Consider the following 24,668-nt stretch of genomic DNA (forward strand, 5'->3'; position numbering starts at 1 on the left):
CCTCTCCGTTACCCGTTCCCACGCGCAAACCGTTCCCCGGACCGTCACTAGGCCAGGGTCGGCTACTGCCGGCGTCGCACCCTCGGCTCCGGCAGGGCCGGGGGCGCCGCCGCCGGACGCTCCGCGAGCTGGCGGAACGCCTCGGCCATGCCCGCTTCGAGCTGCGGATCGACGTCGGAGAAGTAGTCAGCCGGCGTATGCCGCACCTCGATGTCGGGGTCGACACCGTGGTTCTCCACGTCGAAGCCCTTGCCGTCGAGCCAGAAGGCGTACCGCGGCTGGGTGATGCCGGTGCCGTCCACCAGCTCGAAACGGCCGTCGATGCCGACGACACCACCCCAGGTCCGCACACCGACGACCGGCCCGACGCCGAGCGCCTGCGCTGCCGCGTTCACGATGTCGCCGTCGGACCCCGCGTACTCGTTGGTGACGAGCACGACCGGTCCGCGCGGCGCGCGGTCCGGGTAGGAGCTCGGGCGGTCGTAGTGCCGGTTCAGGCCCCAGCCCGCGACGCGCGCTGCGAGGCGCGCGATCACGAGCTGCGAGGTGTGCCCGCCGCCGTTGAACCGCACGTCCACGACGATGCCCTCGCAGTCCGCGGCGAGCCGCAGGTCGCGGTGCAGCTGCGCCCACCCGGTGCTCATCATGTCCGGGACGTGCACGTACCCGAGCCGGCCGCCCGACTTCTCGGCGACGTACTGCCGGCGCGACCGCACCCAGTCCTGGTAGCGCAGGTCCGACTCGTTGGCGAGCGGCACCACGACGACGCGGCGGTCCCGGCCGGCTGTCTCGTTGCCTGCCGTATCGCCGTCCGGCTCACCCTCGGTGTTGCTCGCGGGCCTGCGCAGCGTGAGCTCGACCGGGATCTCGGCCGCACCGACCAGGTTCGCCGCCGGGCCGGCCACCGGGTCGACGGGCCGCCCGTCCACAGCGACGATCAGGTCACCGGGTCGTGCGTCGACGCCGGCCGCCCGCAGCGGCGACCGTGCCCCCGGATCGGACGACTCGCTCGGCAGCACTCGCTCGATCCGCCAGCCCTCGGGCGTACGGGTGAGGTCGGCGCCGAGCAGCCCTAGCTTGCGCGCCGTGTCGCCCGGCTCTTGCGGCCGTCGCACGTACGCGTGCGACGTGTTGAGCTCGGCGACCGTCTCCCAGAGCACGTCCTCGAGGTCGTCGTGCGTAGCGATCCGGTCGATGAGCGGACGCCACCGCGCCACCACGCCGTCCCAGTCGACGCCGTTCATGTCTGCCCGCCAGTAGTGGTCGCGCATGATGCGGGCGTTCTCGTCGAACATCTGGTGCCACTGTGCCCGCGGGTCCACCTCGTAGCGGACGCGGGACAGGTCGATGTCGAAGGCGCTCGGGTCGTCGTCGCCGGGCTTGCTCGTGGCCGACTGGGTGCTGAGGCTCGATCCGGACCGGATCACCACGCGCTCGCCGTCGCCCGACACGGCGTAGCTGCTCACCTTCTCCGCGATGTCCGTAGCCTTGCGCGCCTCGAACGACCAGAACTGCAGCGCGTTGGGCACGGGGTCGCCCTCCACCGCGGCGTGCCGTGAGCCGAGCGCACCCGCGTCGTCGGTCTCGTGCACCCAGAGCACACCGCCCTTGGCGGCGTGCAGGTCGCGGTAGCGGCCTGACGTGACCGGGAACGGCACCACGCGCTCCTCGGCGCCGTCGAAGTCGATGTCGGGTGATGACGGCTCGTCGTGCTTGTTCGCGTCCTGCTTCTTGTCGCCGGCTTCGCCGCCGTCCTTGCTGCCGTCCCTGATGTGGTCCTTGTCGTGGTCGCTGCCGTCCTTCCCGTCCGGCTTGCCCAGGCGCCAGCCGTCGGCGCTCGGCCCGAACGGTGCCGGCTCGGTCGCCGCCAGCGGGATGAGCCACGGCCGGGTGGCCGCGCTGAACGACAGGGCGAACTCGTGCGAGTCGTAGGACGGGTCGAACGTGCGGTCCGAGAGGAACACGACGTACTTGCCGTCGTCGCTGAACGCCGGCGAGAAGTCGTGGAATCGGCCTGAGGTCAGCGGGGTCGCCGTCGGGGTCTCGGCGTGCAGGTCCGCCACGAGGATCTGGTGGTGGTCGGCCTCCACGCCGGTCGGGCTGGACCAGGCGAGGTACCGCCCGTCCGGGGAGAATGTCGGGGACTCCGCCTCGCCGTTCGTGGACCGGCCGAGCAGGGTGATGGTGCCCGGCGCGACGGCGTCGGCGTTGCCGCTGGTCTCCCGGTCGGTCTCGCCGGCGGGCAGCGCGACCAGGCTGACCCGGCCGTCGTGCGAGATGGCCGCGACCTTGTCGCCGGAGGGGCTCGCGGCCAGGTGCAGCACCCGGCCGAGCTCTCCGCCCGCGAGGCGCTGCGGCGCGGCGTCCGGGGAGCCGCCGGAGACGCCCGGCAGAGCGTGGATCTCGAGCGCGTCCTCCCTGCTCTCGCCCTCCGCGGTGCTGCGCGGCGCGTCCGTCACGACGACGGCGCGACCAGTGTCGCCGAGGAGCACGGGCTCCCGGACGCGGATCGACGGGTCGGCGACGAGCGCCCTGGCTGGTCCCGCACGGTGGGTGACCCAGAACGCGGTGCCGAGCCAGCCCACGACGCTCGCGTCGCCGGCCTTGTCGACGGCGAGGCCGTCGATGCTGCTCGGCGACGAGTCCGGGTGGGTCGAGTACGGCTGCGGCAGCGCGCCCGTGAGCGTGATGTCGAGCCGGCGTGGTGTGCCGTCGAGCGCGTCGAGCAGCCAGAGGTCGCCGCGGCTGTGCCACACGATGCGCGAACCGTCCGACGCCGCATCGCGGACGTAGCCCTCGGCCTCGGTCTGGGTGGTGAGCTGTCGGGGCTCGGGCGTCTCCGCGCCCGTCGCGAGGCCGTCCCACACCCAGAGGTTCGCCTGCTCGTCGGCGTGGTCGGGGAAGGTGGCCCCGCGGTCGGACGTGAAGACCAGCGCGTCGCCGATCCAGATCGGGTCGTAGGCCCCGGCCTCGTCGTCGGGCAGGGGGCGCTGCCAGTCGTCCGTGCCTCGGTCCAGCCACAGCACCGAGGCCGTGCCGCCGCGGTACCGCTTCCAGTAGGCGGGGGTGCGGTAGCCGGCGGAGACGATGGCTGTCGTGCGCGCGCCGTCCGGACCGTGATGCTCGGCGACGCCCCAGGCGGGCCCGTAGCGCGGGACCTCGACGACGCCGTCGAGCCCGACCGCGCGCACCACCGTCAGCGAGCGTTCGTGCGCGCCGGCGTTTGACGAGACGAGTACCCGGCCGGCGTCGTCCCAACCGAGCACCATCGTGGTGGTGCCGCCGAGCCAGGTGAGGCGCCGCGTGGCGCCGTCGGCCAGCTCGATCACGTAGGCCTCGGGGTGGCCGTCCTTGTGGGACACGTAGGCGAGGCGCGTGCCGTCGGGGGAGAAGCGGGGCGTCGTCGCGGGTGCATGATCGCTGGTCAGACGCCATGCGCGGCCGCCGGACACGGGAGCGAGCCAGACGTCGTCGTCGGCTACGAAGGCCACCTGGTCGCCATGGATATGGGGGAACCGGAGATAGGGCTGGGTCACCGGTTCAACGTACTCGGGGCGTCTGACACCCGTCACCGGAAATCGCTCACGGCAGCGCGTCCATGGGGTGTCCATATCGTGGTCCCACATCATGAAACGGTCTGGTGCGGGCCATGTGACTTCCTGTTCCATTGGCCCATCGAGGGCGCCCGACCGGCCGGAAGGCAGGACGATGACTGAGCACACCTTCGGGTTCCGTACGCGGGCCCTCCACGCCGGCGGTATCCCCGACTCGGCGACCGGGGCACGGGCGGTGCCGATCTACCAGACCACGTCGTTCGTGTTCCAGGACACCGACGACGCCGCGAGCCTCTTCGCGCTCCAGAAGTACGGCAACGTCTATTCGCGCATCGGCAACCCGACCGTCGCAGCGCTCGAGGAGCGGATGGCCTCGCTGGAGGGCGGCATCGGCGCGGTCGCGACGGCGTCGGGCATGTCGGCCGAGTTCATCACGTTCGCCGCGCTCGTCGGCGCGGGGGACCATGTGGTCGCTTCCGCTCAGCTGTACGGCGGAACGGTGACGCAGCTCGACGTCACGCTGCGCCGATTCGGGGTCCGGACGACCTTCGTGCCCGGGACGGACCCAGCGGACTACGCCGCAGCGATCACGCCCGAGACCAAGGTCCTGTACACCGAGGTCGTGGCGAACCCGTCGGGCGAGATCGCCGACCTCGAAGGGCTCGCCGAGGTGGCCCACGCCGCGGGCATCCCGCTCGTCGTGGACGCGACGCTAGCGACGCCCTACCTGGTGCGGCCGATCGAGCACGGTGCCGACATCGTGATCCACTCCGTGACGAAGTTCCTCGGCGGGCACGGCACCACGCTCGGCGGCGTCGTCGTCGAGTCGGGCCGGTTCGACTGGGGCAACGGCAAGTTCCCGCAGATGACCGAGCCCGTCCCGGCCTACGGGAACGTGCGGTGGTGGGCAAACTTCGGCGAGTACGGGTTTCTCACCAAGCTGCGGTCCGAGCAGCTGCGTGACATCGGCCCCGCGCTCTCGGCGCAGTCGGCCTTCCAGCTGTTGCAGGGCATCGAGACCCTTCCGCAACGACTGGACGCGCAGCTGGCGAACGCCCGCGCTGTGGCCGAGTGGCTCGACGCCGACCCGCGCGTCTCCTACGTCCTCTGGGCGGGCCTTCCGTCGCACCCGCACCACGAGCGAGCGCAGAAATACCTGCCGCTCGGCCCGGGTGCGGTCTTCGCGTTCGGTCTACAGGTCCCGGCCGGGGACGGCGGGACCGCGGTCGGGGACGACGGGCGGGTCGGGGTGGGGCCACCGGACCACGTGCCGGTTCTCGACGGCCGCGAAGCCGGCCGGCTGTTTATCGAGTCGCTCCAGCTCGCGTCGCACCTGGCGAACGTCGGCGACTCGCGAACCCTGGTGATCCACCCGGCGTCGACCACGCACCAACAGCTGACGATCGAGCAGCTCGAGGCGGCGGGCGTGCCCGAGGACCTCGTCCGCATCTCCGTGGGCCTGGAGGACGTCGAGGACATCCTCTGGGATCTCGACCAGGCTCTGACCACGGCGACCGGAATGAACAGATGAGCGAGACCTGGCAGGGCCCGGGCGCCCAGGACCGGTTGCGGATCCTGCGTTCGACCAGGTCGATAGCGATCGTCGGGGCGTCGCCGAACCCGGCGCGCGCGAGCTACTTCGTGGCGACATATCTGCTCTCCTCCTCTCCGTACGACGTGTACTTCGTGAACCCGCGGGCGACCGAGATCCTGGGGCATCCCGTGTACCCGAGCCTGTCCGAGCTGCCGGTCGTCCCCGATCTCGTGGACGTCTTCCGGCGGCACGAGGACCTGCCCGGCGTGCTGGCCGAGACGCTGGCGGTGGGAGCCAGGACCCTGTGGCTGCAGCTCGGCTCGTGGCACGAGGACGTGGCGCGCGACGCTGAGGCTGCCGGGCTGAACGTAGTGATGGACCGGTGCATCAAGATCGAGCACGCGCGGTTCTATGGCGGGCTCCACCTGGCGGGTTTTGACACGGGCGTGATCAGCTCCCGCCGGGCGGACCGCTAGAGCCGGATCTCGCCGCTCGCGCGTACGGCGTTGCCGGAGCCCGACGAGATCAGCCATAGAGTCACTGCACGATGAGCACACGCGTAGAACCGGTCAGTGAGGCGCTCCTCGTCGAGCGCGTCGTCGACCTCGTCCTTGCCCGTGCTGACGGGCCGGTGGGGCAGCGGCACAGCGGCACCGCGGTCCGGCTGCTCGTCGACGGCCACCCGTCCACGCACCCGGAGCGGCTGGCCGATGCGCTCGTCGCACCGTTCGAAGCTGCGGGCCGCCCCACGGCACGCGTCAGGGTCAGCGATTTTCTCCGTCCGCGGTCCCTCCGCCTCGAGCGGGGGCGCGAGGACCCGGACAGTCTGCTCGACGGCTGGATCGACGTCGGCTCAATGAACCGCGAGGTGCTGACGCGCGTCGTCGAGCAGCAGGAGTATCTGCCCAGCCTGCGCGACCCCGAGACCGACCGCGCCACGCGTGCCGGCTATGTCCGCGCTGCACCGGGCACCGTTGTTCTGCTCGACGGTGCGCTCGCGATCGGCCGAGGGCTTGCCGTCGACATCTCGGTGCACCTCGCGCTCAAGCGTGCGACGCTCCGGCGTCGGACGCCGCCTGACGAAGCGTGGGTGCTCCCCGCCTACGAGCGGTACACCCAGGAGATCGAGAGCGCGCCCGACCTGGTGGTCCGGGTCGACCATCCGGACCACCCTGCCCTCGTGCACGCGTGACGCACTGTCAGTGAACGAGGCAGAACGGGTGCCCCACCGGGTCGGCGAACACCCGGAACCCGCTGTTCCCGCCCGGCAGGCGGGTCGCGCCGAGCGCAAGCACTGCAGCCTCGCCGGTGTCGAGGTCGGCCACCTCGACATCGAGGTGGACCTGCTGCGGATGCTCGGGATCCGGCCACTGCGGTGCGTTGTAGCCCTCCACGGATTGGAACAGCATCGGCTTGGAGCCGCCGATCATGGCGACCCCGTCGGCGTCATAGGTCACTGGCTCGCCCATGACGCCCGACCAGAACTGGGCGAGCGCGGACGCGTCAGGACAGTCGAAGGTGGTCCCCATGACGGTGATGCCGTCAGCGTCTTCCTTGAGACACAGGTCAAAGGGGTGCCCGGCGGGATCGGCCAGGGTGATCCACTGTTCGTTCTCCCGTAGCACGGTGGCCCCGAGCTCCACTGCTCGGGCGCTCGCCGTCGCAAGATCTGGGACGTACAGGTCGATGTGCGCCTGCTGCGGGCGTTCCTGTCCCGGCCACCGCGGCGCCATGTGATCGGGCGCGAGCTGGAACGCGATGCCCCACTGGTCGGGGGTCACGACGGTGATCCAGTCGTCGTCCTCCGCTGACACGGTGCCGCCTGTCAGGGCCTTCCAGAAGTCCGCCTCGGCGACGATGTCCGGGGTGTCCAGGACGACGGTGTCCAGAGAACCCACCCCACCGGGGGCGGGTCGGGTGGCGTCGGATTCCGCGGGAGTTGATTCGGTCATGGTTCAGCCCTTCGAGTGGTCGTCTCACGAAGAATGCGTCGGACTAGCTACCACCTTGCACCAAGCCACTGACATTCCCCACCGGATAGTCCCCGAGCGACGCGTTTCGCGGCTGTCACCTGCGACGAGACAGTCAGCCTGGTTGTCCACAGGGGTTGTCCACAACCCTGTGAATACGTTGGTCATCGTGCACGGACCGCAGGCACACTGGCCCGGTGCTCGACACCATCACCCTCGCCGAGAAGGCCCTCGCCGCGGCATGGGGCGCGGCACCACTCGACACCGCAGCTCCGACCGCGACACCGCATACCGCCGGGTTCGCCGGCGCGCGCCTCGTGGACCCCGCCGATCTTGGCGGCTCCGCCCGCTCGCGCGTGCTCCGCTGCCGGGTCGAGGCGCACGAAGAGCAACGGGCCGAGCACGCAGCCGCAGGCAAGCAGCTCCCGGCCACGGTGATCGTCAAGCGGTTCCTGTCCGACGACGGCGGGTTCGTGCGCGAGAGCACCGGCCTCGACCTGTGCCCGCGCACGCCGAGCCTGCTCGCGCTGGATCGGGAGCATCGTCTGATCGTCATGTCCGATCTCGGGGACCTGCCCACGCTTGCCGACCTGCTCCTCGGCGACGACCGGGGCGCGGCCTGGGAGGGCGCTCGGACCTGGGCGCGAGCGCTCGGGCAGGCGACGGGCGGCTCCCGCGGCCAGGTCGCCGAGGCTCGGCACCGACTGGCCGACGCCGAGCCCTGGAACGCGGAGGCCGAGCTTCGCAACGGCGTCGACCGCCTCCTCGAAGCCGCGACAGCACGCAGTGCCGGTACCAGTCCCGGCCGCAGCGCCCATGCCAGCCCCACCACCACACCACCGACCAGGTCCGAGATCGAGTCCGAGCTCGCCGCCACCCAGCACCTGCGCACCCCGGGCGCGGCCGCGATCGTCTCGCCCACCGACACCTGCCCCGACAACGCGGTGCTCGGCCCGGACGGCTGGTGGTTCCTCGACCTGGAGGGCACCGACGTGGAGCACGCCGCGTTCGCGGCTGCGTACGCAGCTCTGCCCTTCGCGACGTGCTGGTGTGTGTTCGACCCGCCGCCCGGCCTCACCGACATGCTCCTCACCGAGTTATCGGCAGGCCTCGCCGAGCAGGCGCCTGACATCGTCACTGACCCCGGCTGGGGTCTCGCCGTCCGGCAAGCGTGCGCGGTCTATCTGGTGCTCGTCACCGGCTGGCTGTGGAAAAGCACCGTGGAGGGACGCCCGCTCGTCGGGCCGGCAGGCCAGTCGCCGTCCTACCGGCAGCTCATGGTGTCCCGATGGCGATGGGGAGCCCTCAACCTGCGCCAGGACTTCCCGGCGCTCGCGGCAGCCATGGGCGACGCCGCGGCCTGGGCGCTCGAGACGTGGGGACTTGATGTCGAGCCAACGGGCTATCGCGCCTTTCGCTGACCTTCGCGCCGAGCGCGGTCGCGACGGCGCTCCATTGACGCCAGGCCAGGCGCGGTAGCCCGCGCCGCGCTAGTCCCGCAGGAAGCGGGTCGGCCCCCGACCCCGGCGAAGCCTCCACCGCGTCGATCTCCGCGATCAGCGCCCGCACGCGCGCGGTGATGTCGTCGACGATGCGCTCGACCTCCTCGACCGAGCGGCCCGCCGGGTCGTCCAGGGGCCAGTCGAGGTACCGGCGCCCAGGGTAGACGGGGCAGGAGTCGCCGCAGCCCATCGTCACGATCACGCCGGAGGTCCGCACGATGTCGTCCGTGAGCTCGCGCGGGAACTCGATGAGCCCGTCGAGGCCGCGGCGGGCGAGGACGGTCTCCGTCATCGCGTCGGGCTCGGCCACCGGCCTGGTCCCGGCGGTGCGCACGCGGATGCGGTCGCCCGCGAGGCGCCGGGTGACCGCGGCCGCGATCTGGGACCGGCCCGTGTTGGTGATGCAGACGAACAGCACATCGTGTGGCGAGCCGTGGGTCACCTCGGCCATGGCGGCGAGACGGTCGGTAGCGAGCCACGCGGTGAGCGCCGGCAGGTGCCCGAACGACCCGCCCTGCTTGCTCAGCGCCGAATAGCACTCGCGGACCAGCCGGTCGACGGTTTCCGCGCCCGCGTTGGCGGCGAACCCGGCGGAGAGCGTCTCGGTCAGCCGGGCAAGGAGAGCGTCGTGATCGCGCACGTCGAGCGCCGCTTCGCCCGCGTGGCGTGGGGCCGCGAGGGCCGCAGCCCCGAAGCCGGCGATCCCGCGCGACGACACGCGGTACAGCGGTGCGTTCGAGCGCGAGCGCCGGCAGCGCGACCGGTCGGAGAGCGAACGGTCAGAGAGCGACCGCTCAGCCTGAGCTCCAGGCGGCATCGGCCCGACGAGGGCGACCAGCCCCACCGCGACCAGCGCCTCGAGATCCTGTCCCACGTCCGCTCCGGCCGGCGGGGCGAGATCCTCGGCGGTGGAGCGGCCCGCGGGGTGCGTGAGCATACGCGCCAGCAGACGCAACCGCTCGGGGTTCGCCATCGTGAGCCGCTGCGCGGAGCGCAGCTCGTCGGGGTTCATGGATTCTCCTTGGCCGACGGCGGTGTGGCCGAATGCCAGGAGCGAGGCTACCTCGCCGCTTCGCTGAGCAGCGCACCGAGCCGGTCCAGCGAGCCGGGCACCACCGAGTAGTAGGCCCACTTCCCGCGCTGCTCCCGGGCGAGCAGACCGGCGTCGACCAGGATCTTCAGGTGGTGGCTCACGGTGGGCTGGCTCAGGCCGACGGGCTCGGTGAGGTCGCACACACAGGCCTCGCCGCCCTCGTGCGCCGCGACGATCGAGAGCAGCCGCACGCGAGTGGGGTCGCCCAGCGCCTTGAAGGAGCGGGCGAGGTCGGCGGCCGCAGCCGGGTCGGCCGCCTCACGCACGATGGGGGCGCAGCAGGCGCCCGACGTCGGAGCCGCGGATGTCGCGTCGGACGTCGGATCGGGTGTCGACACGGCCGGTGAGAGCTCGAGCACGATCGTCGTCATGCCCCCATCTTGCCACGCATCGAAGTTTCTGGATATGTTCGGGCTAGCAACGCATCGACGATCTTCGATCTGAAGTCGCCGAGGCACGGGTGACAGGGAAGACGGTGACGGCAAAGATGACGACAGTGGGACAGACGACAGCGCAGAGCCTTCCGGTCGTGGTGATCGGCGCGGGGCCCGTGGGCCTGGCCGCTGCGGCGCACCTCGCCGAGCGTGGGCTCAAGCCCTTGGTCCTGGAGGCCGGCGACGGCGCCGGTGCCGCCATCGCACGGTGGGGCCACGTGCGCCTCTTCTCTCCGTGGCGGTACGACGTCGACGCCGCGGCCCGCCGCCTGCTCGCGGCCGGTGCCGGGGCAGCCGCGAACCCGTGGACCGAGCCCAGCCCGGACGCGCTGCCCACCGGCGCCGAGCTCGTCGAGCAGTACCTCCAGCCCCTGGCCGAGGCGCTCGTCGACCGTGCGGGAGCGCAGGTCCGGTACGGCACGCGAGTGCTCGCCGTGACCCGGGACGGGGCGGACCGCTCCCGTTCCCTGGGGCGCGAGCGGATGCCGTACCTGGTGCGGCTGGCCACCGACCGCGGTGCGGACGGCCCTGCAGGCCGGACCAGCACCGTCGAGGAGGTCCGCGCGCTGGCGGTGATCGACGCGTCCGGGACGTTCGACCAGCCCAACCCGCTCGGGGTCTCGGGCCTGCCGGCGCTGGGCGAGGAGGAGTCGGCGGGATTCCTCGCGGGGGCCCTGCCGGACGTGCTCGGCCGTGACCGGGAGCGGTTCGCGGGACGACACACGCTGGTGGTCGGCATGGGGCACTCGGCGGCGAACACCCTGCTCAGCCTGGTCCAGCTTGCCGAGCAGGACGACGCAGGGCAGAAGACCCGGATCACCTGGGCGATCCGCGGCGGGTCGCCGCGCCGCCTGTACGGCGGCGGGACCGATGACGAGCTCCCGGCGCGCGGCCTGCTCGGCACCCGCCTGCGTGACGCGGTGGAGGCGGGCCGGGTCGAGCTGCTCACGCGGGTGGCGATCGACCGGCTGGAGCCCCTCTCCGGGGAGACCGACGGGGCGAGCGGGACCGGAAAGACGGTGCGCGTTCTCGGCACCGCCCGCCGCGACGGCGAGGACGGCGCGCTCGACCTGACCGTGCACAACATCGCGGCCGCCACCGGGTTCCGCCCCGACCTGACGATGCTGCGGGAGGTCCGGCTCGACCTCGACCCCGTGGTGGAGGCGCCGCGGCAGATCGCGTCGCTCATCGACCCCAACTTCCACTCCTGCGGCACCGTCCCCGCGCACGGCGAGGCCCAGCTGACCCACCCGGATGCCGGGTTCTACCTGGTCGGGATGAAGTCCTACGGCCGCGCCCCGACGTTCCTGCTGGCCACGGGCTACGAGCAGGTCCGCTCGATCGCGGCGGCGCTGGCCGGCGACCGCGCAGCGGCAGACGCCGTGGAGCTGAGCCTTCCGCAGACCGGCGTCTGCTCGTCCGACCTCGCGATGGCGGCCGACGAGAACGGCGTGGTCTCACCGGACGGGCTCGTCGCGGCTGCATCGGGGGAGGGCTCGTGCTGCGGCGCTCCGGCAGGCCCGCAGCAGGTATCGATCGGGGCCGCCCCGGTCGGGGCCGGTCTCGGGTTCGGCACCGGGGTCGTGCACGGCCGCTCCGGCGACTGAACCTGCCGCCGGTCCGTTCTGCCGAGGTAGCCATGACTACCTCGGCAGAACGGTCAGGAGCGACCAGCGACACCCGCCCGGGCCGGGTACAGCACGGTGGCCAGCCCCACGCCGACCGCCCCGCCGACCAGCTGCGCCAGCACGAACGGCAGCACCGAGTCCGGGGCGATGCCCGCGAAGGTGTCGCTGAACACACGGCCAACGGTGACCGCCGGGTTGGCGAACGACGTCGAGCTGGTGAACCAGTACGCGGCGCCGATGTAGGCACCCACCGCCGGTGCGATCAGCGTGTCGCGGCCGGCGCGCAGCAGACCGAAGATCACGAGCACGAGGCCGGCGGTGGCAATCACCTCGGCGAGGAGCGTCGCGCCCGACGCCCGGTCGGTGGTCGCGATGGCCGTCGGTTCGCCGAACATCGCGTTCGCCAGCAGTGCGCCGCCGATCGCCCCCGTCACCTGCCCGGCAATGTACGCGGCCACGTCGCCGAGTCCCGCGCCCCCCGGCTGGCGCCGCCCGAGGAGCCAGTCCACCAGGGTCACCACGGGATTGAAGTGTGCCCCGCTCAGCGGCCCGAGCACGGCGATCAGCACGGCCAGCCCGAGCGCGGTGGCTATCGAGTTCTCCAGCAGCTGCAGTCCGACGTCGTCCGGCGACAGGTTCGCCGCCGCGATCCCGGACCCGACCACTATCGCGACCAGCAGCCCCGTCCCGAGGAACTCACCAGACGTCCGCCGCCACAACGACGCGCTCACGCTCACAGGCGCCGACACGGGGGTGCCCGGGGCCGCGCTCACCGGTGCGCTCACGCGACGGGCTGCACGCCGAGCTCGGCGAGGAGGCCGCGTACGCGCCGCTCGATCTCGTCGCGGATGGGGCGGATAGCCTCGATGCCCTGGCCTGCGGGGTCGTCGAGCTCCCAGTCCTGGTAGTTCTTGCCCGGGTAGTACGGGCACGCGTCGCCGCAGCCCATCGTGATGACGGCGTCCGACGCCTCGACCGCGTCGTTCGTCAGGATCTTGGGCTTCTCGTCGCGGATGTCGATGCCCACCTCGAGCATGGCCTCCACGGCGACGGGGTTGATCTGCTCGGCGGGCATGGACCCGGCGGAGCGCACCTCGACGGCGCCGGCCGACAGGGCTCGGAGGAATCCGGCGGCCATCTGGGAGCGGCCCGCGTTGTGCACGCAGACGAACAGGGCTGACGGCTTGGTCGAGCTCGAGCTGGCGCTCGACGTCTCAGGAACGGATACGGGCACGGGGCTCTCCAGTGTGGTTCGGGGGTTTCTGTTCAGCCGGTAGTTCTGCTGGTAGTTCTGGTTGCCGCCCGAGAGGTTCGCGACGTCCGCGAACCCCAGGTTGCGCAGCACGTTCTGGCCCGCGTTCCCGGTGACTCCCTTGTTGCAGTAGGTGACCGTGGGCAGCGCCGGGTCGAGCTCGCCCGACCGTTGCCGCAGCTCCGCCAGCGGGATGTGCACCGAGTCCGGCACTGCGGACTTCGCGCGGTCCTTCGCGGAGCGCACGTCCACCACCTGGATCGGCTCGCCGTCGGCCCGGCGCCGGTCCAGCTCGGCCGGGGCGACCAGCGGCGCCTGCCCGTGGATGGCGTTGGTCAACGCCATGCCGGTGTAGTGGACCGGGTCCTTGGTGGTGGCGTACGTGGGGGAGTAGGCGAGGTCCAGGTGGAACAGGTCGGCGACGTCGGCCCCGTAGGTGATGGCGGTGGCGAGCACGTCGATGCGCTTGTCCGCGCCGGACGCCCCGATGGCCTGTGCGCCCAGCAGCCGTCCGGTCGCGCGGTCGGCGACCGCCTTGATGACCAGGGGCTTGCCGCCCAGGTACTCCGGCCGGTCGGGCTTGATGTTGTGCAGCACCTCGACGTCGTACCCGGCGGCGCGCGCCTGCCCCTCGGTGAACCCGGTCTGGGCGACGCCCAGGTCGAAGACCCGCACGATCGACGTGCCGAGGATCCCGCGGTGCTCGAGCGGCCCGCCGGTCATCGCGTCGCCCGCGATGCGGCCCATCTTGTTCGCGGTGGAGCCGAGCGGCACCCACACGGGCTCGCCGGTGATGACGTGGAAGGACTCGGCGACGTCCCCGACCGCCCAGACATGGTCAACGCTGGTGCGCTGCCGGCGGTCGACGGCGACGGCGCCTGTCGGGCCGAGCCGCACACCCGCCTGCTCGGCAAGGTCGACGTTGGGCCGGACGCCGACGGAGATGATCACGAGCTCCGCGTCGATGTGCGCCGTGTCTGCTCCCACCCCGCTACCGACCCCGTCGATCTCCACGCCGGCCACGCCGTCGTCGTCGGACGTGATACCGACGACCTTCGTGGCCAGCCGCAGATCCACACCGTGCTTGCGCAGCTCGGCGTCGACCCGGGCGGACATGTCCGCGTCCATGCGGGGCATGGCGTGGTCGAGCGCCTCGACGACCGTCACCGACAGGCCCCGGGCCACGAGCTGTTCCGTCATCTCGAGCCCGATGTAGCCGGCCCCGACGACGACGGCGCTCCGCACCGTCCTGCCCCTCGACTCGCTGTCCTCGATCCATGCGCGGATGGCGCCGGCGTCGCTGGGGGTACGCAGGGAGAACACGCCGGTGGCGCCCACGCCGGGGATCGGCGGAGCGACGGCGCGGACGCCGGTCGCGAGCACCAGCTCGTCGTAGCTGTCGACGAACATGCGGCCGGTGGCCAGGTCGCGGACCGTCACGGTGCGGCCGTCCGCGTCGACCGCGACGACCTCGTGCCCGGTGTGCACGTCGACGTCGTACCGGGCCTTGAACCAGGCCGGGTCGCGCGGCGTCAGGTCGTCGATGTCGGCGACCTCGCCGCCCACGAAGTAGGGCAGGCCGCAGCCGGAGTAGGAGATGTCGTGGTCGCGCTCGTACACGGTGATCTGCGCGGTCTCGGTGTTGCGGCGCGCCTTCGCGGCGGCCGACGTACCGGCCGCCACCGACCCGACGACGACGATCTTCAGATCGGGCTGCACGGGCCGTCTCGGGTGGGGCCTCAGGTCGGGCGAGGTACTCATCGGGTTCCTTCAGTCGTCGGCACAGAGGTCGGCACGGAGGTCGGCACAAAGGTCGGCGGAGGCGTCAGCAGCGATGCGAGCAGTCCGCGCACGCGCCCGTCCAGCTCGTCCCGGATGGCGGCGACCCCGGCCGGGGAGGCGAGGGCGGGGTCGCCCACTATCCAGTCCTCGTACCGCTTGCCGGGCAGCACAGGGCACGCGTCGCCGCAGCCCATGGTCACCACGACGTCGGCCGCGCGGACGGCGTCGTCGGTCAGGGGTTTGGGGTAGAAGCGGGTGACGTCGTCCACCGTGTCCGCGGCGGCCGTGTCGCCGAGCTCCTCGAGGATTGCGCGCACCGCCGCGTGCACGTCGCTCGCGGGCGCGGAACCGGCGGACCGGACCACCACCCGGTCTCCTGCATAGTGCTGCATCAGGGCGGCGGCGAGCTGCGACCGCCCGGCGTTGGCGACGCACACGAAGAGCACCTGTGGCTTGTGCCCGGCGTCCAGCGCCCGCACCTTCTCCGCGTCGATGAGGCGCTGCCGCGCGAAGTGCTCCGTGAGCGCGACCAGGTACGCGGCGTTCCCGCCACGGCGGGCGAGCGCCGCGTACGACTCCCGGACCACGCGGAAGCACTCGCTCTCGGGGGTGCCGGTAAAGCGCTCGGCGAGCGACGCCGCGAGCCGGTCGAGGGCCGGGTCCACGTTGCCGAGGCCGGTCAAGGTGCTCTGCCCGTCCGGGCCGCCGGGCCCGGCCTGGGTGATGTGCGCAGCGCGCGCCACCTCGATCGCGGCCGGGGCGAACCGGTCCAGCAGGGTCGTGACCGCGCCCCGATAGCCGGGCGCGATCCGGTACCAGACCCAGGTGCCGCGCCGGTCGGAGGTGATCAGGCCGACGTCGCGCAGCACCTTGAGGTGGTGCGACACGGTGGGTTGCAGGACGGCGGTCAGGGTCGCGAGCTCGCCCGCCGTAGTCTCGCCGGTGGGCGAGGTGGCGATGGCCGACAGCATGCGGAGCCGCAGCGGGTCGGCAATCGCCTTGAGCGTCGCGGCGAGATCGGCGGCGGCGTCGGCCCCGATCGCGTGCGCCTCGGCCGACGTCGCCGCAGCTATCCCGTCACTCCCGCGCTGTATCGACATATCTCTATGTTGACACTCGTCGATACAGTCCGCAAGCGTGGGTACGCACTCGGCAGCAGGCGTTCAGCAGACCGTCATCGTGGGTCCACCCGCTGGTCGGGCGGGCGCCAGCCCGGCCTCCGATCGTCGTGGGCATGAGTGAGCAGACACCCGGCGCCACGCCGAGCGAGATCATCCCCGGCGAGACGGCCGAGAGCCAAGCGGGCGGCGTCGACCGCCGGACGTTCCTGTCCCTGAGCAGCCTCGGCGCGGCGACCGTCGCGACGGCGGGCGTTGCCGCGCCGGCGTCGGGCGCCACGCTGCTGGGCCGGCACCCGCAGCGTTCGCTGCGGTTCGGGCGGGACGGCAAGTTCAAGATCGTGCAGTTCAACGACACGCAGGACGACGAGAAGATCGACCGCCGCACGCTCGAGCTCATGCGTGCGGTGCTGGACGACGAGCGGCCGGACTTCGTGGTCCTCAACGGCGACAACATCACGGGCGGCTGCGACACCGCGCTCGAGATGCACCAGGCGATGAACAACGTGGTGCAGCCGATGGAGGAGCGGGCGGTGCCGTGGGCCATCACCTTCGGCAACCACGACGAGGACTCGACGCCGGACAGCGGCGTCGACGAGGCCGACATGCTGGCCTTCTACCGGTCGTACCGCTACAACGTGAACGGCCCGACGGCCCGCGGCGCCGACGGCCCGATCACTGGGCAGGGCAACTCGAACCTGCTGATCGAGGGCACGAACGGTCGGCCCGCATTCAACCTCTGGCTGCTCGACTCCGGGCGGTACGCCCCCGACCTGCTGGCCGGCCAGGACTTCGAGGGCTACCCCACGTGGGACTGGCTGCGCATGGACCAGGTCAAGTGGTACTACGACACGTCGGTGCAGCTGGAGCGCCAGTTCGGGCACGCGGTCCCGTCCCTCATGTTCATCCACATCCCGCTGTGGGAGTACCGGTTCATGTGGTTCGGCTCGGTCGACGGGCGGTCCGACGCCGACCACGAGCGCGGCAGGGCGCGGCACCGGATCGAGGGCGAGCGGAACGAGGAGGAGTGCCCCGGGCCGTTCAACTCCGGCATGTTCTCGGCGATCCAGCACCGCGGCGACGTGCGCGGCGTGTTCTGCGGCCACGACCACGTGAACACCTACGTGGGCGACTACTACGGTGTGCAGCTCGGGTACGCGGGCAACACGGGGTTCGGCACGTACGGCCTCGATGGTGCCGAACGGAACCGGCTGCGCGGCGCGCGCGTCTACGACCTCGACGAGTCGGCCGACGGCGTGCTGACCGGCACGCGGATGCGGTTCGCCGGCGAGTACGGCATCGACCTCACCGCGAACGACCAGTGGATGGAGCCGCTCCCCCTGCCGGAAGGGCGCTGATCCCGAGGAGCTCAGCCTGCAGATGAGAGCATGGGCGCATGGCTGAGCTCCTCGCGGTCTGCCGCGTCTACGTGCTCCATCCCGACGCGGGCACCGTGGGTGTCACGGCGATCGACAAGCGTCCGGTCGAGGGGCGGATCAAGGTCCGTCCCCTCGGCCTGTACGCGGACGTGCAGGCCGACCGCGCGAACCACGGTGGGCGTGACCAGGCCGTTTATGCCTACGCGCAGGAGGACGCCGACTTCTGGTCGGCCGAGCTGGGCCGGGAGATCACGCCCGGCCTGTTCGGCGAGAACCTGCGCACCCGTGGGCTGGACGTGAATCACGCGGTGATCGGCGAGCGGTGGCGGGTCGGTTCGGCGCTGCTCGAGGTGACACAGCCACGCGTGCCCTGCCAGACCTTCGGCCGCCGGCTCGGCGAGCAGCGCTGGGTCCGCCGGTTCACGCAGGCGAACCGCACCGGCGCCTACCTCCGTGTGATCGAGAACGGCGAGATCGGTGCGGGAGATGCCGTCGACGTCGTGCACACGCCCGTGCACGGGGTGACCGTCTCCGACTGGTTCGCCGGGCGGTACGGCGTCGCGCGCGGGGAGGGCCCGACGGCGGGCTTGCGGCCGGAGCGCGCGGGCGACCTGGCACCCGTCGTCGGCGACGCAGCCACACTCGTGCCCGACGAGAAGGGCGCCCCCGACCCGGACACCCTGGAGGCACTGGCGCAGCGGCTGCTGAACGCGCACGCCATGGGCGAGATCCGGCTCAGCGTCGACATGCTGCGGCGCAGCGAGCAGGCGGCGGGACGCGCCGTCGTCGACTAGCCCCGCGAGCGGGAACCGGGGAGCTGACCCTGCGGGTGCTCCCGGATCCGACGCTCTACGCGGGAGCAACCGCATGCTCAGCTGCCGGGGTGCACCCCGCTTCGGCGGTCGAAGCGAGCTCGGGCGGCCTCGTGGGCCTCGCGCAGGAGCCGGAGCACGGTGTCCCCCGTCTCACGTCCGGGATTGACGACGGCGATCCAGCCGGCGGACCCGTAGACCGGGTGCGGCTGCACGACGTCGGGCGTGGCGGGGTCGACGGCGACGTCGCTGGTGAGCTCGTGGAACGTGGCACGGTCGACGTGGACGTTCACGCGCCAGCGGCCCGCCGGGTCGAGGTCCGAGGCGGTGTCGTCCGGGTAGTTCTTGGTGACGATCGTCCCGTACGGCTGGACGGTCCTGGGCATCTGCCCGTCCGGAGCGTAGTAGAAGAACGCGTCGCCCCAGGCCAGCTCAGGAAACGCGGGGTCGCCGGCCGCCGGCGCGACGACAAGGGAGCCGTCGAGCCCCCGCACGGTGCCGATGATCTGGTCGATACTCAGGTCGGTGCTCATAGTTCAAGCATCACCTTCAAGTGCTTATGTGGGGTTGGCGAATGGCACAGGACGACCGGCGACCGCTCCGCACGGCCGACGTCGCGCGGGAGTCGGGCTACTCCCTGCAGCAGGTCCGGGACCTGGAGCGGCTGGGCGTCATTCCGCCGGCCAGCCGGTCGGCTAGCGGCTACCGGTCCTACGCGCCGGCGCACGTCCAGGCGCTGCGCGCATACCGTGGGCTCGCGAGCGCGGCCGGGCCGGTGGCCGCGCGGCGACTGCTGGCCGAGCTGTTCGCCGACCGGACGACCGGGAGCCTCGCCGAGGCCGCAGCCGCGATCGGGGCCGTGCACGTCCGGCTGACGCGCGAACGCGAGGAGGCGATCCGTGCGCAGGAGGCGCTGAGCGCCATCCAGGGCGAGGTGGCCGGGACCGACGGCGGCGACCCCGACACCATGACCATCACCGAGCTCGCCGCCGCCCTCGGCGTGCGCACGTCCACGCTCCGGTTCTGGGAGCAGGAGGGACTCGCGGTCCCCATGCGCGTGACCACCCTGCGTGCTCGCCAGTACGGGTCCGCGGCCATCCGCGAGGCGCGCATCGTGGCCGCCCTGCGTGCCAGCGGTTACGGCATCCCTGCGGTCCGGGACGTCGTCGCGACCCTCCGCCGGCCCGACGGCGTCGTCGAAGGGATCATCGAGGCCCGTCGGATCCTCGATCGGCGGCTCGACCAGATCGCCGCCCGTACGGTCGCCCTGCTCCGCGCCGGCGCGGACCTCGCCGCCGTCCTGGAGCCTGCTCCTCCGGCCCGGCCGCCGGGGGCCCGGATCAGTCGTCGCTGAGCTGCTTGCCCTGCTGCACCAGGTCCTGCAGCGTGCGCTGCACCCGCTCGACGTCGGGCACGTCGTCGAGCACCATGCCCGGCTGGTCGGTGCCGTCGGAGATCACGAGGGTGCCGCAGCCCCAGAACCGGTCGCTGAGCTGCTTCTCGAACGTGACGTTGTTGATCCGGTAGAGCGGGATGTCCCGGCCGGTCTGCGTCAGGATGCCGGTGCGCAGCGCGACGCGCTGGTTGGTCACGATGTAGCGCGTGGTGCGCCAGCGCAGGAACGGTCCGATGGCGGCGGCCAGGCCCAGCACCACGAGCACGAGCGTCGCGAACCACAGCACGATCCCGTCGACGGGCAGCGGCAGCGCCCACATGGCGACCAGGACCGCGAGCAGCAGCACGAGCAGGAGGATCGGCTTGACGACCTTCTTCGGGTGGGTGCGGAGCTGCAACACGATGGTCTCGCCGTCGGCGAGGTGCTCTTGCCTCATTCCGCGAATACTGCCCTACTGGGCAGCCAGGTTCCATCCTTCTATCGTGCGGAGACTGTGTCCGTACCCCAGCAGGCAGACGGCGGCGGTGCCCAGCTCGAACCGGGCGCCGAGGCGCGGATCGACGCCGAGCCAGACGGTGGCGAGCACCCGCAGCAGGTGGCCGTGCGCGACGAGCAGCACGTCGCCGCCGGTCCCCGCTGCCGACCCTGCCTGACCGGCGAGCGTCTGCTCCGCCCGGGCCACGACGCGGGCCGCCCGCGTGGCCACCTGGTCGAGCGTCTCGCCCGGTCGGCCCCCGCCGTGCTCGACCGACGGCGGTAGCACACCGACGCCGTCGTCGAAGATGAGGAACTCGCGCCCCAGGATCTCGGAGACGTCGCGCGAGGTGCGGCCGTCGACGGGCCCGTAGTCCCACTCGGCGAGGTCCTCGTCGACGATGGCGTCCGGGTGCCCCGCGAGCTCCGCCGTCCGCCGCGCCCGACCCAGTGGGGACGTGTAGACGGCGGCGAACTCGTAGCCGGCCAGGGTCGCCCCGGCGGACCGGGCCTGCTCCTCGCCCGCAGGGGTGAGCGGGATGTCCGTGCGGCCCGTGTGCTGCCCGCTCGCGCTCCATTCGGTCTCGCCGTGCCGGAGCAGCACGAGCTGCGGGTCGCGCGTGGGCTTCAGTGTCGGGGGCCGGGAGGCGGGCCGAGCCGCCGGGTGGGTGGCCGAGTGGGTCGCGGGCATCGTCTCGTCCGGCATGGCACGAGCATCCCGTGTTCGACGGCTGAGCGCACCCCTGTCGCAGTCGTTTCTCTCTTTCGCGGCCAGGCGCTCACGCTGCACCTACTCTGATCACCGTGACCCGTGCCACACCGGCGTCGCGGGGCGCCGTCGACCACTTCTCCACGCGAGGCCTGCCCACAGCGCGGCGGATCGAGCTGTGGGAGGAGCACAACGCCGACGCCCTGGTGGCGCTGCAGTGCCGCATGCTCGAGGACGCGGTGCTCGAGGCGTCCGAGGCGAACCTCCAGCTGGACCGGCTGCACCTGGCGCACGTCGAGGCCAACCCGCACGCCGTCGAGCGCACGGCGCGCACGGTCCGCGCCCGCCCCACCGAGTCAGTGGCCCTCTACTTCACGCTCGTGGGCGAGGCGTTCTTCTATCACGACGACGGCGTGCGGATGCTGCGCCCCGGCCAGCTCCTGGTCTGCGACGCCGACCGGCCGTTCCTGCGAGGGTTCTCTCAGGGTCTGGAGGAGCTCGCGGTCAAGGTGCCCTACGACGTGTTCCGTTCCGTAGGCGGCACGATGCCGCGCACCGCCCAGGTCATCGACTTCGGTGCGCCGGGTCCAGGACCGGCGTCGGGAGCACCGCGGGGCGCGCTGTCGGCGTCGGACACCAGGTGGGGTACCAACACGTACGCGGCGGCCCTGGCCGCCCTGGTCGCGCGCGCGGTGGGGCCCCGTGGCGACGGCGCGGCCGACGAGCGCGCGGCGCTGGACCTGATCGCAGCGGTGGTCGCGCAGCCTGCGGCGTCAGGCGCGCAGGGCGCCGGCGCGCACTTCGCCGCGGCCGAGCAGTACGTGCGGCAGTGGCTGCGCGACCCCACGCTGTCCGCGCGCCGGATCGCCGACGCGATCGGCCTGAGCGAGCGCCAGCTCTCGCGTGTGTTCGCCGAGCGGGGCACGAGCGTGCCGCGGCTCGTCGCCCGCCACCGCGTGGAGATGGCGGGTCGCATGCTGCGCATGCCGTCCTACGCGGAACACACCGTGGAGGCCATCGGCCTGCGCTGCGGCTTCTCGTCGGCGGCGCAGTTCTCGCGCGTGTTCCGGGAGCAGGCGGGCATGTCGCCGTCGGAGGCCCGCCGGTACGCGTTCCCCGTCCGTACGTGAGACAGGCCGCCGCGAGACACGCCACCTTGAGACTTTCCGCCGACTTCCATGGCCTGCCCTTTTCCCAGGTGGGAGGCCACGCGATCCTGTGCGCATGCCTGAGTTCGACGACGGACAGACCCAGACCGCTCTCCCCAGCAACCCGGCCACCCCGGACCGCGACATAGTCGTCGATACCGACGTGCTGGTCGTGGGATCGGGGCCTGCGGGCGCGTCCGCGGCGCTGTTCCTGTCCAGCCTGGGGGTCGGCAACATCATGATCACCAAGTACCGCTGGACGGCGAACACGCCCCGCGCGCACATCACGAACCAGCGGACCATGGAGATCTTCCGCGACCTGGGCATCGAGGACCAGGTCCTGGCGGACGCCACGCCGCACGAGCTGGTCGGCGACACGGTGTTCTGCACGACGATCGCGGGCGAGGAGATCGGCCGCATCCTCACCTGGGAGACGCACCCCGCGCGCGAGGCGGACGCGCGGCTCGCCTCCCCGTCGCTCACGGTGGACATCCCGCAGACCTACCTCGAGCCGATCCTGGTCAAGAACGCCACCCAGCGAGGCACGCAGTCACGGTTCTCCACGGAGTACCTGAGCCACACCCAGGACGACGACGGCGTCAGCACCCGAGTGCTCGACCGCGTCACCGGCACGGAGTACACGATCCGGTCGAAATACCTGATCGGCGGCGACGGAGCGCGCTCGCAGGTGGCCGCCGACATCGACCTCCCGTTCGAGGGCGCCATGGACATCGCGGGCTCCATGAACATCACCTTCAAGGCCGATCTCACGCACCTCGTGGGCCACCGCCCCTCCGTCCTGTACTGGGTGCTGCAGCCGGGCTCCGACGTCGGCGGGATCGGCGCGGGCCTGGTCCGCATGGTCCGGCCGTGGAACGAGTGGCTCATCGTCTGGGGCTACGACATCGCGGGCGAGCCGCCGCAGCTCGACGACGTCGCCGCGGCCGAGATCGTGCGCCAGCTCGTCGGCGTCGACGACCTGGACGTCGAGATCACCGGCTACTCGCTGTGGGGCAACAACCAGATGTACGCGACGCACCTGCAGCGGGGCCGGGTCTTCTGTGCCGGCGACGCCGTGCACCGGCACCCGCCGAGCAACGGCCTCGGGTCCAACACGTCGGTCCAGGACTCGTACAACCTGGCGTGGAAGATCGCCGCGGTGCTGGGTGGGCAGGCGTCGCCGTCGCTGCTGGACACGTACTCGACCGAGCGCGCGCCCGTCGCCGAGCAGATCGTGCTGCGGGCCAACAAGTCTGGCGGCGAGTTCCGGTTCATGGAGGTGCTCGGTGTCCTGGAGGCCGAGACTCCCGAGGCGATGCAGGCCGCCATCGACGAGCGCAAGGCGAACACCCCGGCGGGCGAGGCCAAGCGCAAGGCGCTCGTGGAAGCCATGGACCTCAAGAACTACGAGTTCAACGCGCACGGCGTGGACATGGGCCAGTTCTACGAGTCTGCCGCGACCGTCTCCGACGGGTCGCCGCGGCCCGTGGACGTCCGCGACCCCGAGCTCTACTACAAGCAGTCCACCGTCCCGGGCGCGCGGTTCCCGCACGTGTGGGTGGCCGACGCCCGCGGCTACAAGCGCTCGACCCATGACCTCACCCCGTACGGGCAGTTCACGCTCGTGACCGGCATCGCGGGCGAGGCATGGGCCGACGCCGCGGCGAAGGTCGCCGAGGAGCTCGGCGTGCCGCTCGAAGCGGTGGTCATCGGGCCGGGCCGGGACGTCATCGACACCTACTACGACTGGGCGAAGATGCGCGGCGTCGAGGAGTCGGGCGCGATCCTGGTCCGTCCGGACTCGCACGTGGCGTGGCGGGCGCCGATCCTCGCCGACGACCCGGCGCGGGAGCTGGGCGACGCGCTGAGGTCGGTGCTCGGCCGGAGCGATCAGGATGGCTGAGCCAGGCCCGGGCGCGGACGAGCAGGCCGCCCGAGAGCAGGAGCTCACCGACCGGGTGGTGGCGTCGTTCGAGGGCGCCGACGACGAGCGGCTCAAGACCGTCCTGCAGGCCCTGACCCGGCACCTGCACGCGTTCCTGCGCGAGGTGCGGATCACCGAGGAGGAGTGGAACCAGGGCATCGAGTTCCTCACCGCCGCCGGCCACATCACCGATGACCGGCGACAGGAGTTCATCCTGCTCTCCGACGTGCTGGGCGCCTCGATGCAGACCATCGCCATCAACAACCAGGCGTATGCGAACGCGACGGAGGCGACGGTGTTCGGCCCGTTCTTCGTGGACGACGCGCCGCGCATCACCAACGGCGGCGACATCGCCGGCGGCGCTCCCGGCCAGCCGTGCTGGGTGGAGGGCACGGTCACCGACACTGCGGGCAAGCCGGTGCCGGGCGCGCGCATCGAGGTGTGGGAGGCCGACGAGGACGGCTTCTACGACGTCCAGTACGGCGATGATCGCATCGCGGGCCGCGCTCACCTCTTCTCCGAGGACGACGGCGGCTACCGCTTCTGGGGAACGACGCCGACGCCGTACCCGATCCCGCACGACGGACCTGTGGGCGCGCTGCTCGCGGCGTCGGGCCGTTCACCCATGCGCGCGGCGCACCTGCACTTCATGGTGACCGCCCCCGGGCTGCGGACGCTCGTGACCCACATCTTCGTCCGCGGCGACGAGCTGCTCGCCGCCGACTCCGTGTTCGGGGTCAAGGAGTCGCTGGTCATGGACTTCGAGGAGCTTCCGGCGGGCACGCCGACACCGGACGGTCGTGCGGTCGAGGGCACCTGGGCCCGCACGCGGTTCGACGTCGTCCTGGCGCCCGGCGACTGAGCTCCTGGCGGATCTCACGGCGGATCTGACGGATCGGTGAGGCCGATGTCACAGGTCCTTCAGTCGACGCCGTGACCAGGTATCGACAAAAATGGTT

At 71.9% G+C, this 24,668-nt stretch carries 21 protein-coding genes and 1 pseudogene; 11 read left to right on the forward strand and 11 right to left on the reverse strand.

Features of this window, described 5'->3' with window-relative positions; all coding sequences use genetic code 11:
• Positions 1-62: 62 nt before the first annotated feature.
• Positions 63-3,536, reverse strand: a complete 3,474-nt coding sequence (locus IE250_RS09630; RefSeq protein ID WP_189669026.1) for a S41 family peptidase — start codon at positions 3,534-3,536, stop codon at positions 63-65.
• Positions 3,537-3,708: 172 nt separating this feature from the next.
• Here IE250_RS09630 and IE250_RS09635 point away from each other — a divergent pair, with 172 nt between their 5' ends.
• The 3 genes from IE250_RS09635 to IE250_RS09645 all read left to right on the forward strand — a co-directional run bounded on the left by IE250_RS09635 (position 3,709) and on the right by IE250_RS09645 (position 6,280).
• Positions 3,709-5,085 carry an O-acetylhomoserine aminocarboxypropyltransferase/cysteine synthase family protein gene (locus IE250_RS09635; RefSeq protein ID WP_189669027.1) on the forward strand — a complete coding sequence of 459 codons (1,377 nt, stop codon included), beginning with the start codon at positions 3,709-3,711 and terminating at the stop codon, positions 5,083-5,085.
• Positions 5,082-5,564, forward strand: a complete 483-nt coding sequence (locus IE250_RS09640) for a CoA-binding protein (protein WP_189669028.1) — start codon at positions 5,082-5,084, stop codon at positions 5,562-5,564. Before IE250_RS09635 ends, IE250_RS09640 begins: the two co-directional genes overlap by 4 nt.
• A 71-nt stretch (positions 5,565-5,635) precedes the next feature.
• Positions 5,636-6,280, forward strand: coding sequence for a nucleoside/nucleotide kinase family protein (locus IE250_RS09645; RefSeq protein ID WP_189669029.1), 645 nt, complete (start codon positions 5,636-5,638; stop codon positions 6,278-6,280).
• A gap of 7 nt (positions 6,281-6,287) precedes the next feature.
• On the opposite strand, the gene IE250_RS09650 is transcribed toward IE250_RS09645, so the two are convergent.
• Positions 6,288-7,040, reverse strand: a complete 753-nt coding sequence (locus tag IE250_RS09650; protein WP_189669030.1) for a VOC family protein — start codon at positions 7,038-7,040, stop codon at positions 6,288-6,290.
• Between the two features lie 215 nt (positions 7,041-7,255).
• Here IE250_RS09650 and IE250_RS09655 point away from each other — a divergent pair, with 215 nt between their 5' ends.
• Positions 7,256-8,479, forward strand: a complete 1,224-nt coding sequence (locus IE250_RS09655; RefSeq protein WP_189669031.1) for a hypothetical protein — start codon at positions 7,256-7,258, stop codon at positions 8,477-8,479.
• Here IE250_RS09655 and IE250_RS09660 read toward each other — a convergent pair.
• Positions 8,364-9,572: an arsenate-mycothiol transferase ArsC gene (locus tag IE250_RS09660; RefSeq protein ID WP_229872293.1), complete on the reverse strand. Its 1,209-nt coding sequence runs from the start codon at positions 9,570-9,572 to the stop codon at positions 8,364-8,366. The two genes, IE250_RS09655 and IE250_RS09660, sit on opposite strands and share 116 nt — an antisense overlap.
• A gap of 47 nt (positions 9,573-9,619) precedes the next feature.
• Complete coding sequence (locus IE250_RS09665) at positions 9,620-10,024, reverse strand: ArsR/SmtB family transcription factor (RefSeq protein WP_189669032.1); 405 nt, start codon at positions 10,022-10,024, stop codon at positions 9,620-9,622.
• A gap of 116 nt (positions 10,025-10,140) precedes the next feature.
• Between IE250_RS09665 and IE250_RS09670 the strand changes: the two genes are divergently transcribed.
• Positions 10,141-11,694 (forward strand): FAD-dependent oxidoreductase, encoded by a 1,554-nt coding sequence (locus tag IE250_RS09670; RefSeq protein WP_189669033.1) that lies wholly within the window; start codon positions 10,141-10,143, stop codon positions 11,692-11,694.
• Positions 11,695-11,747: 53 nt separating this feature from the next.
• Here IE250_RS09670 and IE250_RS09675 read toward each other — a convergent pair whose 3' ends face one another.
• The 4 genes and pseudogenes from IE250_RS09675 to IE250_RS09685 all read right to left on the reverse strand — a co-directional run bounded on the left by IE250_RS09675 (position 11,748) and on the right by IE250_RS09685 (position 15,849).
• On the reverse strand, positions 11,748-12,434 hold the full coding sequence (locus tag IE250_RS09675; protein WP_189669186.1) for an aquaporin: 687 nt from the start codon (positions 12,432-12,434) through the stop codon (positions 11,748-11,750).
• 62 nt (positions 12,435-12,496) lie between these two features.
• Complete coding sequence (locus tag IE250_RS24475; RefSeq protein WP_268247807.1) at positions 12,497-12,949, reverse strand: arsenate reductase ArsC; 453 nt, start codon at positions 12,947-12,949, stop codon at positions 12,497-12,499.
• Between the two features lie 57 nt (positions 12,950-13,006).
• Positions 13,007-14,728: pseudogene (locus IE250_RS09680) on the reverse strand (FAD-dependent oxidoreductase); the annotation flags it as partial.
• Positions 14,725-15,849, reverse strand: a complete 1,125-nt coding sequence (locus tag IE250_RS09685) for a metalloregulator ArsR/SmtB family transcription factor (protein ID WP_189669035.1) — start codon at positions 15,847-15,849, stop codon at positions 14,725-14,727. The gene IE250_RS09685 and the pseudogene IE250_RS09680, both read right to left, overlap by 4 nt.
• A 134-nt stretch (positions 15,850-15,983) precedes the next feature.
• Between IE250_RS09685 and IE250_RS09690 the strand changes: the two genes are divergently transcribed.
• Together IE250_RS09690 and IE250_RS09695 are read left to right on the forward strand one after the other, a co-directional pair.
• Positions 15,984-17,225 (forward strand): metallophosphoesterase family protein, encoded by a 1,242-nt coding sequence (locus tag IE250_RS09690; protein ID WP_189669036.1) that lies wholly within the window; start codon positions 15,984-15,986, stop codon positions 17,223-17,225.
• Positions 17,226-17,263: 38 nt separating this feature from the next.
• On the forward strand, positions 17,264-18,040 hold the full coding sequence (locus IE250_RS09695; RefSeq protein WP_189669037.1) for an MOSC domain-containing protein: 777 nt from the start codon (positions 17,264-17,266) through the stop codon (positions 18,038-18,040).
• Positions 18,041-18,117: 77 nt separating this feature from the next.
• Here the strand turns inward: IE250_RS09695 and IE250_RS09700 are convergent, their stop codons facing one another.
• The gene (locus tag IE250_RS09700; RefSeq protein WP_189669038.1) at positions 18,118-18,591 is read right to left on the reverse strand and encodes a DUF6194 family protein; all 474 of its coding nucleotides are present in this window, start codon (positions 18,589-18,591) and stop codon (positions 18,118-18,120) included.
• A gap of 41 nt (positions 18,592-18,632) precedes the next feature.
• Here IE250_RS09700 and IE250_RS09705 point away from each other — a divergent pair, with 41 nt between their 5' ends.
• Entirely contained in the window at positions 18,633-19,412 is a 780-nt protein-coding gene (locus IE250_RS09705) for a MerR family transcriptional regulator (RefSeq protein ID WP_229872295.1), read from the forward strand.
• On the opposite strand, the gene IE250_RS09710 is transcribed toward IE250_RS09705, so the two are convergent.
• Together IE250_RS09710 and IE250_RS09715 are read right to left on the reverse strand one after the other, a co-directional pair.
• Positions 19,399-19,890, reverse strand: a complete 492-nt coding sequence (locus tag IE250_RS09710) for a PH domain-containing protein (RefSeq protein ID WP_189669039.1) — start codon at positions 19,888-19,890, stop codon at positions 19,399-19,401. The two genes, IE250_RS09705 and IE250_RS09710, sit on opposite strands and share 14 nt — an antisense overlap.
• Positions 19,891-19,905: 15 nt before the next feature.
• A complete protein-coding gene (locus IE250_RS09715; protein ID WP_229872296.1) occupies positions 19,906-20,634 on the reverse strand; it encodes a histidine phosphatase family protein in 729 nt (242 codons plus the stop codon).
• A 98-nt stretch (positions 20,635-20,732) separates the two neighbouring features.
• Here IE250_RS09715 and IE250_RS09720 point away from each other — a divergent pair, with 98 nt between their 5' ends.
• The 3 genes from IE250_RS09720 (at position 20,733) to IE250_RS09730 (ending at position 24,571) form a co-directional block, all read left to right on the forward strand.
• The gene (locus tag IE250_RS09720; RefSeq protein ID WP_229872297.1) at positions 20,733-21,767 is read left to right on the forward strand and encodes an AraC family transcriptional regulator; all 1,035 of its coding nucleotides are present in this window, start codon (positions 20,733-20,735) and stop codon (positions 21,765-21,767) included.
• 94 nt (positions 21,768-21,861) lie between these two features.
• Positions 21,862-23,688: an FAD-dependent oxidoreductase gene (locus IE250_RS09725; RefSeq protein ID WP_229872298.1), complete on the forward strand. Its 1,827-nt coding sequence runs from the start codon at positions 21,862-21,864 to the stop codon at positions 23,686-23,688.
• Positions 23,681-24,571 carry a hydroxyquinol 1,2-dioxygenase gene (locus tag IE250_RS09730; RefSeq protein WP_189669040.1) on the forward strand — a complete coding sequence of 297 codons (891 nt, stop codon included), beginning with the start codon at positions 23,681-23,683 and terminating at the stop codon, positions 24,569-24,571. Before IE250_RS09725 ends, IE250_RS09730 begins: the two co-directional genes overlap by 8 nt.
• Positions 24,572-24,668 lie beyond the last annotated feature (97 nt).

This window comes from Promicromonospora soli, from assembly GCF_014653785.1.
GTDB lineage: Bacteria > Actinomycetota > Actinomycetes > Actinomycetales > Cellulomonadaceae > Promicromonospora > Promicromonospora soli.